At 72.4% G+C, this 11,645-nt stretch carries 8 protein-coding genes; 5 read left to right on the top strand and 3 right to left on the bottom strand.

Annotation, left to right across the window (positions count from 1 at the left end):
- Positions 1-231: 231 nt before the first annotated feature.
- Together ABZU76_RS00750 and ABZU76_RS00745 are read right to left on the bottom strand one after the other, a co-directional pair.
- Positions 232-4,908 carry an ATP-dependent helicase gene (locus ABZU76_RS00750; RefSeq protein WP_354864718.1) on the bottom strand — a complete coding sequence of 1,559 codons (4,677 nt, stop codon included), beginning with the start codon at positions 4,906-4,908 and terminating at the stop codon, positions 232-234.
- A 336-nt stretch (positions 4,909-5,244) separates the two neighbouring features.
- A complete protein-coding gene (locus tag ABZU76_RS00745) occupies positions 5,245-5,448 on the bottom strand; it encodes a hypothetical protein (RefSeq protein ID WP_220237697.1) in 204 nt (67 codons plus the stop codon).
- Positions 5,449-5,650: 202 nt separating this feature from the next.
- On the opposite strand from ABZU76_RS00745, the gene ABZU76_RS00740 reads away from it, so the two are divergent.
- The gene (locus ABZU76_RS00740) at positions 5,651-6,877 is read left to right on the top strand and encodes an FAD-dependent oxidoreductase (RefSeq protein ID WP_354864716.1); all 1,227 of its coding nucleotides are present in this window, start codon (positions 5,651-5,653) and stop codon (positions 6,875-6,877) included.
- A 40-nt stretch (positions 6,878-6,917) separates the two neighbouring features.
- Complete coding sequence (locus tag ABZU76_RS00735; RefSeq protein WP_354863722.1) at positions 6,918-7,388, top strand: GNAT family N-acetyltransferase; 471 nt, start codon at positions 6,918-6,920, stop codon at positions 7,386-7,388.
- A 3-nt stretch (positions 7,389-7,391) separates the two neighbouring features.
- On the opposite strand, the gene ABZU76_RS00730 is transcribed toward ABZU76_RS00735, so the two are convergent.
- Entirely contained in the window at positions 7,392-8,459 is a 1,068-nt protein-coding gene (locus tag ABZU76_RS00730) for a DUF2235 domain-containing protein (RefSeq protein WP_354863720.1), read from the bottom strand.
- Positions 8,460-8,718: 259 nt separating this feature from the next.
- Between ABZU76_RS00730 and ABZU76_RS00725 the strand changes: the two genes are divergently transcribed.
- Genes ABZU76_RS00725 through ABZU76_RS00715 form a run of 3 tightly spaced genes read left to right on the top strand, consistent with a single transcriptional unit; the run spans position 8,719 to position 11,637 of the window.
- Positions 8,719-9,579, top strand: a complete 861-nt coding sequence (locus tag ABZU76_RS00725) for a fumarylacetoacetate hydrolase family protein (RefSeq protein ID WP_354863718.1) — start codon at positions 8,719-8,721, stop codon at positions 9,577-9,579.
- 1 nt (position 9,580) lies between these two features.
- Positions 9,581-10,882 (top strand): enolase C-terminal domain-like protein, encoded by a 1,302-nt coding sequence (locus ABZU76_RS00720; RefSeq protein ID WP_354863716.1) that lies wholly within the window; start codon positions 9,581-9,583, stop codon positions 10,880-10,882.
- A complete protein-coding gene (locus ABZU76_RS00715; RefSeq protein ID WP_354863715.1) occupies positions 10,879-11,637 on the top strand; it encodes an SDR family oxidoreductase in 759 nt (252 codons plus the stop codon). The genes ABZU76_RS00720 and ABZU76_RS00715 overlap by 4 nt, the downstream gene beginning before the upstream one ends.
- The last annotated feature ends 8 nt before the right edge of the window (positions 11,638-11,645 follow it).

Below are 11,645 nucleotides of genomic sequence, written 5' to 3'. Positions count from 1 at the left end.
CCGCCGCCGGGTGCCGCCTCGGCGCCGGCCAGAGCCCGCGCCACGCGGCCGGCCGGCCACAGCCTCCGTGGGGCCGGCCGACGCATGCGGCGGTCAGGCTGAGCGGGGCCTTCGGCTTCGCCGTTGCCCGTGGAGCACAACTGCGCACCGGCAGGCCTTCGGCGTCGCGGCTTCTTGCCTGCGGCTGCCAGGCATTGCCGCGGCTTTGGCGTCCGTCCGGACCCACGGCACTCAGGCGCGCAACCGCAGCCCCTTCGGTGTCGCCCGGAAACCGGCCTCGCGGAGGATGTCGGCGAGTTCCGAGGTGAGGGCTTGTTCGCCGTCGGCGCGTTGGACGGCCAGCTGGCCCAGCCAGCCCTCGCGGACGGCGGTGGAGAGGCCCGCCGCCGCGGCTTGGAGAGGGGCGCGGTCCTCGGTGAAGCTGAGCAGGGATCGGCCGCCGCGTTCGACGTAGAGGGCGGGGACGCCGTCGACGAGGACCGCGAGGGCGCCCGCCTTGCGCGCCGGGCGGTGTTTCGTGTCGCCTGTGGCGGCCGGCCAGGGCAGGGCCGCGCCGTAGGGCTGGGCGGGGTCGGCGGCGGCCAGCACCACCGCGCGGTCGCTGCCGGCCCGGGCCGGGGAACCGGACCAGCCGTCCGTGCCGGGCGCAGGACCGGACAGGGCACGCAACCGGTCGACCGCACCCTTCGCCGCGAACTGCGCCGCGCCGAGGCCCTCCACCACGTACCCGCGCACGACCTGGCCCGAGTCCTCCATGCCGCGCAACACCTTGTAGATCCCCGAAAACCCGCCTGTGACCCGTTCGGTGTCGAGCGCACCGCGCGTGAGCACGCCGTGCCGTTCGAGGAACGCCTCGGTGCGCGCGTGGGCCCGGCGCGTCGGATCGGTCTCCCGCGCCGGCGTGAGAGCCCAGCGGCCCGCGACCGTCGGCGGTCCCGTGCGCGACGGCATCGCCGGGCGCCCCGCCCGCAGCCGCGCATACCGGCCGCGCGGAGCCTGCCGCCGCGGTTTGTGCGCGCCGTGGCCCGCGACCTGCGCGCGCAGCGGCGCCAGCGTGTCGCCCGTAACCAGCCCGGCCCACACGAGGTCCCACAGCGCACCGGCGATGTCGCCGTCGTTCGGCGGCGACTCCAGCTGTGGCGAAACCCGGTCCACCAACTGCCGGAAGAACAGTGCACCACCCTCCAAAGTGGACACCAGAGCCTCGTGGACCGGGCTCGACGGCGCGTTCTCCTCGACCTCCGGCAGCAGCAGGTCGGCCACGTCCGTCGGTGCCAGCGCCAGCCACCCGTCCCCGCCGGACAGCGCGCCGCAGCCCGCCCACGTGACCTCGCCGGCCGTGGTGAGCTCGTCGAGCAGCGCGGGGGAGTAGCCCGGCAGCCGGCTCGGCAGGATCAGCGACTCCACGGCGCTGGCCGGCAACGGCGCACCTGCCAGCTGCTCGACCACCGACAGCACGTCGTCAGCCGTCGGCGCCGAGCGCATCCGCGCGCCGATCCCGTGCCACGACGGCAGGAACCGGCCCAGTGCCGCGGGCTCCACCGGCTCGACTTCCGCCCGCAGCTTTGCCAGAGACGCTCGCCGCAGCCGCCGCAGCACTGCCGCGTCGCAGTATTCGAGCCCCACGCCGTGGGTGTCCGGGTGCCCGACGGGGCTCAGCTCACCCCGGACCAGCCGCCCCTGCCCGGTCATCCGCTCCAGCACGCCCGTGACCACGGCCGAACCGAGCCCGAACCGCGCGGCCGCCGCCGAAGCCGGGAACGGTGCGCGGATCCGCGCGTACCGCCCGAGCAGGTCGCCCAGCGGATCCTCCACCGGTTCCGTGAACGCCTCGGGCACCCCCACCGGCAGCGCGACCCCGAGCGCGTCGCGCACCCGCCCGGCGTCCTCGATCGCCAGATACCGTTCCTCGCCGGCGATCCGCACTCGGATCGCCCGCCGCGCGGCTTCCAGTTCCTCCAGCCACTCGGGCTGGATCCCTCGTTCCAGAGCCTCCGCAATGGACAGATCACCCAGGAACCGCAACAGGTCGGCCGCGTCCTCGGCCGAACGCGCATGCCGATCGGGATCGAGCCGCTGCAGCGACCGCTCCACCTCGCGCACGGCATCGGGATCCAGCAGCTCGCGGATCGCCTCCGTGCCGAGCAGTTCGGCCAGCAACCCGGAATCCAGCGACAACGCGGCCGCCCGCCGCTCGGCCAGCGGCGCGTCGGTCTCGTAGAGGAACATCCCGACGTAACCGAACAGCAGGCTCCGTGCGAACGGCGACGCCGCCGGCGTCTCCACCTCCACCAGCCGCACCCGCCGCGCCCGGACGTCGGCCATCAGCTCCCGCAGCCCGCCCACGTCGTAGACGTCCTGCAGGACCTCCCGCATCGCCTCCAGCACCACGGGGAACCGCTCGTACTTCGCCGCCACCGACAGCAGCTGCGAAGCTCGCTGCCGCTGCTGCCACAACGGGGTCCGCCGCCGCGGATCGCGCCGCGGCAGCAGCAGGGACCGGGCCGCGCACTCGCGGAACCGGGCGGCGAACACCGCCGACCCGCCGACCTCCGCCACGATCAGCTGCTCGACCTCCTCCGGGTCCAGCAGCACGTCGTCGGCGCCGATGGTGACCTCGCCGCCCTCGGCGTCGAGCGCGTCGGGCAGCCGCAGCACGATGCCGTCGTCGGAGTGCGCCACCTGCGCGTCGACACCCCGGTTCTCCCGCAGCCGCGCGGCGATCGCCAGCGCCCACGGCGCGTTGACCTGCGCCCCGAACGGCGAGTGCACCACGATCCGCCAGTCGCCCAGCTCGTCGCGGTAGCGCTCCAGCAGGATTGTCCGGTCGTTCGGCACGTGTCGCGTCGCCGATTTCTGCTCTTCCAGGTACGCCAGCAGGTTGTCGCAAGCCCGTTGGTCGAGCCCGGCCGCCGCGGCCCGGCCCCGCGCCGCCTCGCTGTCCGAAGTGGACAGCTCCCGCACGAACGCGCCCAGCGCCCGCCCCAGCTCCAGCGGCCGCCCGGCCGCGTCGCCCTTCCAGAACGGCATCCGCGCGGGCTCGCCCGGCGCCGGCACCACGATCACGCGGTCGTGGGTGATGTCCGTGATCCGCCACGACGACGTGCCCAGCAGGATGGTGTCGCCGACGCGCGACTCGTACACCATCTCCTCGTCGAACTCGCCGACACGCGAGCCGGGTTTGTCGTCGGCTCCCGGCGTCATCACAGTGAACAGCCCGCGGTCGGGGATCGTGCCGCCCGACGTGACCGCCAGCCGCTGCGAACCCGGCCGCCCGTGCAGCTCACCGGTCACGCGGTCCCACGTGATCCGCGCCCGCAGCTCGCCGAACTCCTCGCTCGGGTACCGCCCGGCCAGCATGTCGAGCACCGCGTGCAACGCGTCGTCGGGCAACGCGGAGAACGGCGCCGCCCGCCGCACCAGCGCCGCGATCTCCGGCACCGTCCACGATTCGAGCGCCACCATTGCCACCACGTGCTGCGCCAGCACGTCGAGCGGGTTGCGCGGGTACCGCACGGCCTCGATCGCCCCCGCGGCCATCCGCTCGGCGACCACCGCGCACGACACGAGGTCGCCGCGGAACTTCGGGAACATCACCCCGGACGACACGGCCCCCACCTGGTGCCCGGCGCGCCCGACCCGCTGCAGCCCCGACGCGACCGTGGGCGGCGCCTCGATCTGCACCACGAGGTCGACCGCACCCATGTCGATGCCCAGCTCCAGCGACGACGTCGCCACCACGCACGGCAGCCGCCCGGACTTGAGCTCCTCTTCCACGTGGGTGCGCTGCTCCCGCGACATCGACCCGTGGTGCGCCCGCGCGATCGTCGGCGCCGGACCGGTGGTGAGCCCGGACTGCCCGATCGCCTCGGCGGGGAACGCGTCGCCGGCCCGCAGCTCGGTCTGTTCGGCCGCCAGCTCATTGAGCCGCGCCGTGAGCCGTTCGGTGAGCCGCCGCGAGTTGGCGAACACGATCGTCGACCGGTGCGCCTGGATCAGCTCCAGCACCCGTTCCTCGACCGCGGGCCAGATCGACGGCCGCTTCACCTCGGCGCCCGCGATCTCCTCCTGCGTGCCGATGCCGCCCTCGGAAGGCAGCTGCGACAACGACGTGAAGTTCTCCAGCCGCTCCATCGGCGACGGCGCCGGCCCGTCGAGGTTCGCCATGTCCTCCACCGGCACCTCGACGCGGACCTCGATGGTCTTCGCGAGCTTCGGCTGTACCACCGTGACCGGCCGCCCGCCGGCGAGGAAGGAGCTCACCTCGTCCACCGGCCGCACGGTGGCCGACAGCCCGATCCGCTGCGCGGGCTTCGGCAGCAGCGCGTCGAGCCGCTCCAGCGACACCGCCAGGTGCGCGCCCCGTTTGCCGCCCGCCACGGCGTGGACCTCGTCGACGATCACCGTCTCCACACCCGCCAGCGACTCCCGCGCCGACGACGTGAGGATGAGGAACAGCGACTCCGGCGTGGTCACCAGCACATCAGGCGGAGTCTTGCCGAACGACCGGCGCTCGGCAGCCGTGGTGTCGCCGGTGCGCATGCCGACCTCGATCTCCGGCACCGGCAGCCCCAGCCGCCGTGACGCCTGCGAGATCCCCGCGAGCGGTGCGCGCAGGTTGCGCTGCACGTCGACCGCGAGCGCCTTCAGCGGCGAGACGTAGAGGATCCGGCAGCGCTTGCGCGGCTCCGCCGGCGGTGGTTCCACCGACAGCCGGTCGAGCGCCCACAGGAACGCGGACAGCGTCTTGCCGGACCCGGTGGGCGCCACCACCAGGGCGTGCTGCCCGGCGTGCGCGGCCCGCCAGGCCCCTACCTGCGCCGCGGTCGGCGCGGCGAACGCCCCCTCGAACCACGTGCGGGTCGCGGGGGAGAAGAGGTCGAGGACGTCTGCTGCCACGTCCTCCATGATGCGCGGCACCCCCGACAGTTTCCGATTCCCGCCGTCGCGAACGGTCCCCTCGCGGCGAACGCCCAGGTCACGGCGCTGCCGACCACCCGACCGGGCGACCCGGACGTGCACCGCGTCACGCCCAGAGCCACCCACCCCCTCTACCCACCACGGCCCTGCTACCCACCCATCCCCTCCGGCCGACCCACCAGCGAGATCGCGCCGGCTTCCGGATGGGGCGGTGCGATCGGCCCCCGGCCGATCCGACCGCCCCATCCGGAAGCCGGCTCAAAGGCGATCTCGCCCGCCTCGGCGGAGCCGAGGCAGAAAATACAGCCGAGGCAGAAAACACAGTCACTCCGGGTGCTGCGCCACGGCCACCACGGCGTCGCGCAGCGCGGCCCTCAGCCGTCCGACGTCGAGGGGCCCGAGCACGGCCGCTTCGCCTGGCGGCGCCACGAGCACGATCTTGTCGTCGCTGCTCACGAACACCGTCACGTCCCTGCGCCTGCCCGCCAGATCCCGGCAGCCGATCGACCACTCGTCCCGGTCTGTCACGGCTCTCGCCCTCCCGATTCCGCGTTGCGGTCGTGCTTCGTGCGGGGGTGGGACGAGCGCCTCACGCGGCTCTTACGCGGGTTCACCCGAATTGCCTACCGACGGGTTGTCGTGGCGGGTTCGCCTGGGATGTGCCGTCCGCGCAACGGGAGTAGCGTCCACGCGGCAGGTGGTGGGGACGCGGGAGGTCGGGATGTCCGGGATGGCGCAGCCGCGCAAGATCGTGATCGTCGGGGCCGGTCTCGCGGGGGCCTCGGCTGCCGCCGCCCTGCGGGAGAAGGGCTTCGGCGGCGACGTGCTGCTGATGGGTTCGGACCCGCACCGGCCCTACGAGCTGCCGCCGCTGTCGAAGGGCGTGCTGCTGGGCACCACTGACGAACCCGATTGGGTGCACGAGGCCGGGTTCTACGACGCCCACGCCATCCGGCTCACCTCCGGACTCACCGCCACCCGCCTGGAGCTCGGCGCGCGCCTCGTGCTCGACGACGCCGGCGGCGAGCACCTCTTCGACCGCCTAGTGCTCGCGACGGGTTCCCGTCCGCGTCCACTGACCGCGCCCGGCGGCAACTTCCCGGGCCTCTACACGCTGCGCACGCTGGACGACTCGCTCAGCCTGCGCACGGCGTTCGTCGACGCCCGGCGCGTGGTGGTCATCGGCGCCGGCTGGATCGGCACCGAGGCCGCGGCGGCCGCGCGTTCGCACGACGCGGACGTGACCGTGGTGGCGCCCGGGCGCCTGCCGCTCGGGAAGGTCCTCGGCGCCGAGGTGGCCGGGGTTTTCCGGTCCCTGCACGAAGAACACGGCGTGCACTGGCGTCTGGGCGAGCACGTCGCGGAGGTCACGGGCGACCCGAGCGGCGTGCGCGGCGTGCGGCTGCAAAGCGGTGAGGAGCTGCTCGCCGACGTGGTCCTCGTGGCCGTCGGCGCCGCCCCGCGCGTGGAACTCGCCCACACGGCGGGCCTCGAACTCTCGGACGACGGCGGCGTTGCGGTCGACGCGGGCCTGCGCACGGCCGCCCCGGACGTCTACGCCGTCGGCGACATCGCGTCGCACTTCCACCCCCGCTACGGCCACCGCGTGCGCGTCGAGCACTGGGCGACCGCGCGCACACACGGCGCCCACGTGGCCGGGAACCTGTTGGGGGAGAACGAGCCCTACCTGGATTCGCCGTACTTCTTCTCCGACCAGTACGACCTCGGCATGGAGTACCGCGGCCTCGCCGACCTCGACCGCGACCGACTCGTCGTCCGCGGCGACCTCGCGGCGCGCGACTTCACGGCGTTCTGGGTCGGCGCCGAGGGCGAGGTGCACGCCGCGATGAACGTGAACCAGTGGGACGACGGGGATGCGTTGCAGCGCTTGGTGGACGGGCGCATGAAGGTGCGTGACGAGGACCTGAAGTCGGGCAACCTCGCCGAGATCGGGTGATGGCTTGATCGCCAGTGGCACCGGAGGCACAGTGAAAGGCATGCTGCTTCGCGCCGCTCAGCGCCATGAAGCCGCCGACCTCAGCGCGCTCACGCTGCGGTCGAAGGCCCACTGGGGCTACGACGAGGCGTTCCTGGAGACATGCCGAACCGAGCTGACCCTCCGACCCGACGACCTGGTCGCGGGGAAAGCGACCGTGGCGCAGATCGGCGAGCACGTGGTCGGGTTCTACACCCTGGCCGGTCAGGCACCCGAAGGTGAGCTCGCCTGCCTCTTCGTCGAGCCTGACCACATCGGTACCGGCGTCGGCCGCCGGTTGTGGCAGCACGCGGTGGACACGGCCCGCACGCTGGACTTTCAGCGGCTCATCATCGGCTCCGACCCGTTCGCCGAGGACTTCTACCGGAAGATGGGCGCGGTCCGGATCGGCTCCGTACTCTCGGGATCCATTCCGGGCCGGCTGCTCCCGCAGCTGGTCTACCGGCTCCCGCCTGGGCCGGCACCCGGGTGAGGCTCAGACCTCCACCTGGATGACCGGCCCGTCCAGCGCCAGGTACCCCACCAGGTTCGGCGGCGCGTAGTCCGTAGCGCGCTTGTGGCGGGTGACGGAGCTGGAGGCGACGTACTCGTGTTTCGGGTCCGTGGTGCCGATTCCGCGCGTCATGGAGGGCAGCAGGCGGTAGAAGCCCGTGCGGGACGGGTGGATCGGCCCCAGGGCGTCGGGTTCGGTGGCGAGGCCGGGTTCCAGCGCCAGGCCGCACGACCGCGCTCGGTCGGCGAGCCAGCGCAAGGTGACGTCGGCGAGGCCGTGCTGGGTCCGTCCGCCACCGCCGACGTCGCCGTGGCAACCGGCGAACCACACCTGTTCCACGTGGCGCGTCACGCCCTCGGTGGGAGGCGCCCACACCGACGGTGTGAACGGCTTGCGGTGCTCGTCGATCGCCAGCGCCTGGTAGGCGGCGTCGACGGTCGAGCTCAGTGCCGTGTCGTGGAACTGGAACCGGCGGTTGAAGACGTCGAACGGCCAGAACCCGGTCAGCGGCACGCCGAGCGCGCCGACCGTGTCCCACACGCCGATGAAGCGGATCCGCGGTTCGTGCGCGTAGGTCTTGCGGAACAGGGCCATCTCGGTGGACCGCGGGTGCGTCTTGTCGGAACGGTCACGGTAGAGCCCGTACGCCTGCTTCACCCGGTGCTCGTGTTCGCGGCGCAGCAGGCCGCAGTTGCGGATGAGCCCGGCCGTGCTGCGCGCCGTGTACGCACCGCGGCTGAAGCCCAGGAAGAAGATCTCGTCGCCGGGTTCGTAGGTCCGGACCAGGAAGCGGTAGGCCTCTTGGACGTTGCGCGAGAGCCCCACGCCGAACGCGCCGCCGAGCAGCTTCTGCCGTTTGGTGCCGACGCCAGACTGGTAGAAGGCCCGTTGTTCGGTCCCTGCTTCGTCGACCGGCGCCACGGCGAGTGCGAGCTGCGTGACGTTGGTCGGTGCCGGGGTGTGGCCGTCGACCACGTCCGCCATGTCCGCCGAGTCCCATGTGCCGTCGCAGCAGATCACGATCCGCTTGGGCATCCGCACCTCGTTCATCGGTCGAAGAGTCGGGGGCCATCAATTCACGACCCGCCGCGGTTTTCAACGGGTTCGGCCGAATCGGTACCGAAGACACGGTGTGACAAGGAAAAACGGGCGGGAACCCACACTCGGGCGGAGGGACCATCGGCGATAGGTCTCCACCAGGGAGATCCGATCAATTTTGACACCAAATCCTCCAGACCTCTGGATCCCACGCCGCCCATGCGCTATACATCGGATGTCTTGATGTGGCTGTGGTGAGAGGGGAACGTCCGTGCAGCTTGTGCGTCTCGGAGCCGCGGGAGAAGAGCGACCGTTCGTGCGTGCCGGAGACGGCACCCTGTACGACCTCTCCGGCCTCACGGCCGACGTCGACGGCGCGTTCCTCGCGGCCGACGGCCTCGCCCGCGTCGCCGCCGCGCTCGAAGCCGGCGAGCTGCCCGCCGCCGGCCCGGAAACCGCGAGCCTGCGTGTCGGCCCGCCGCTGGCCTCGCCCGGCAAGGTTCTCTGCATCGGCATGAACTACCGCCGGCACGCCGAGGAAACCGGCGCCGCCGTGCCGACGGAACCGGTGCTGTTCATGAAGGCCCCCGACGTGATCGTCGGCCCGCACGACGACGTGCTCATCCCGCGCCGCTCGACCAGCACCGACTGGGAAGTCGAGCTCGGCGTCGTGATCGGCAAGCAGGCCCGCTATCTCGACAGCGTCGAGGAGGCCCTGCAGTACGTGGCCGGCTACGTCGTGTCCAACGACGTCTCCGAGCGCGAGTTCCAGCTGCACCGCGGCGGGCAGTGGGACAAGGGCAAGAACTGCGAGACGTTCAACCCGCTCGGCCCGGTGCTCGTGACCGCCGACGAGGTGCCCGACCCGCAGGACCTCGGGCTGCGCACGTGGGTCAACGGCAAAAAGGTACAGGACTCCTCGACGAAGGACATGGTCTTCACCGTCGCCGAGATCATCCACTACCTGAGCCAGTTCATGGTGCTGCGCCCCGGCGACCTGATCAACACCGGTACCCCCGAGGGCGTCGCGCTCGGGCAGCCGGAGCCGAAGCCGTACCTGCGCGAGGGCGATGTCGTCGAGCTGGAGATCGACGGCCTCGGCCGCCAGCGCCAGACCCTGAGGCAGGCCTGACATGGCGAAGATCATCGGCATGGAGGTGCTCGACGTCCGGTTCCCGACGTCCCGGGAGCTTGACGGCTCGGACGCCATGAACCCCGACCCCGACTACTCGGCCGCCTACGTCGAGCTCCACACCGACCTCGGCCCCGACGGCTACGGGCTCGCCTTCACCATCGGCCGCGGCAACGACGTGCAGGCCGCCGCGATCCGCGCGCTCGCGCCACACGTCGTCGGCCGCGAAGTGCCGGAGGACGCCAACGCGCTCGGCCGGCTCTCGCGCGACCTGATCGGCGACTCGCAGTTCCGTTGGCTGGGCCCGGAAAAGGGCGTGGCGCACATGGCGATCGGCGCGGTCGTGAACGCCGCGTGGGACCTCGCCGCGCGCCGGGCCGACCTGCCCCTGTGGAAGTTCGCGGCCCGCATGACGCCGGAAGAGCTGGTGTCGCTCGTGGACTTCCGGTACCTGTCCGACGCGCTGACCGAACAGGAGGCGCTCGACATCCTGCGCGCCGCCGAACCCGGCCGCGAGGAGCGGATCGCGAAGCTCGAAGCCGAGGGCTACCGCGCCTACAGCACGTCGCCCGGCTGGCTCGGCTACTCCGACGCGAAGCTGGTGCGCCTGGCCGAACAGGCCGTGGCCGACGGCTTCGAGATGATCAAGCTGAAGGTCGGCGGCAACCTCGAGGACGACGTGCGCCGCATGAAGCTGGCGCGCGAGACGGTGGGCGCGGACATCCGCATCGCCGTGGACGCCAACCAGCGCTGGGACGTGGCCACGGCCGTGTCCTGGATGACGGAGCTCGCGCCGTTCGACCCGTACTGGATCGAAGAACCGACCTCGCCCGACGACATCCTGGGCCACGCGGCCATCGCGAAAGCACTGGCGCCGATCAAGGTCGCGACCGGCGAGCACGTGCAGAACCGCGTGGTGTTCAAGCAGCTGCTGCAGGCCGGCGCGATCGACGTGCTGCAGCTCGACGCCGCGCGCGTCGGCGGCGTGAACGAAAACCTCGCGATCCTGTTGCTGGCGGCCAAGTTCGGCGTTCCGGTGTGCCCGCACGCCGGCGGCGTCGGGCTGTGCGAGCTGGTGCGGCACCTGTCGATGTTCGACTTCGTGGCCGTCTCCGGCGAGGACACCGACCGCACCATCGAGTGGGTCGACCACCTGCACGAGCACTTCACCGACCCGGCCGTCGTGCGTGACGGCCGGTACCTGGCCCCGACCGCACCCGGGTTCTCCGCGCGGATGCACGACGCGACCCTGCGCCGCTTCCGCTTCCCGGACGGTCCAGAGTGGACGGAGGACGCCCAGTGAGCGAGTTCGACGGCCTGGTCGCCGTGGTCACCGGCGGCGCTTCGGGGATCGGCCTGGCCACGGCCACGCTGCTCGCCGAGCGCGGCGCGCGGGTGGCCGTGCTGGACCTCAAGACCGACGACGTGCCCGAGCCGCTGGCCGGCTTCCGGTGCGACGTCACGGCCGACGCCGAGGTCAAGGCCGCGATCGACGCCGTCGCCGAGCGTTTCGGGCGGATCGACGTGCTGGTCAACAACGCCGGCATCGGCGCAGCCGGCGACGTCTCGGACAACAGCGACGACGAGTGGCACCGCGTGTACGACGTGAACGTGGTCGGCATGGTCCGGGTCACGCGCGCCGCCCTGCCGCACCTCAAGGCCTCGCCTTCGGCGGCCGTGGTCAACACCTGCTCCATCGCCGCGTGGGCCGGCCTGCCGCAGCGGGCGCTGTACTCCGCGACGAAGGGCGCGGTGCTGTCGCTGACGCTCGCGATGGCCACCGACCACCTGCCTGACCGCATCCGCGTGAACTGCGTGTGCCCTGGCACCGCGGACACGCCGTGGGTCGGGCGCCTGCTCGACGCGGCCGCGGACCCGGCCGCCGAACGCGCGGCCCTGGCCGCTCGCCAGCCGATGGGCCGGCTCGTGACCGCCGACGAGGTCGCGAGCGCCATCACCTACCTCGCCAGCCCGCTGTCCGCGTCGACTACCGGCACCGCGCTCGCGGTCGACGGCGGCATGCACGGCCTGCGCCCGCGGGGACCTGTGCAGAACTAGTGCCCGTT

The sequence above is a fragment of the Amycolatopsis sp. NPDC005232 genome (assembly GCF_040607795.1).
GTDB lineage: Bacteria > Actinomycetota > Actinomycetes > Mycobacteriales > Pseudonocardiaceae > Amycolatopsis.
This window is presented reverse-complemented; position numbering and strand designations above follow the sequence as displayed.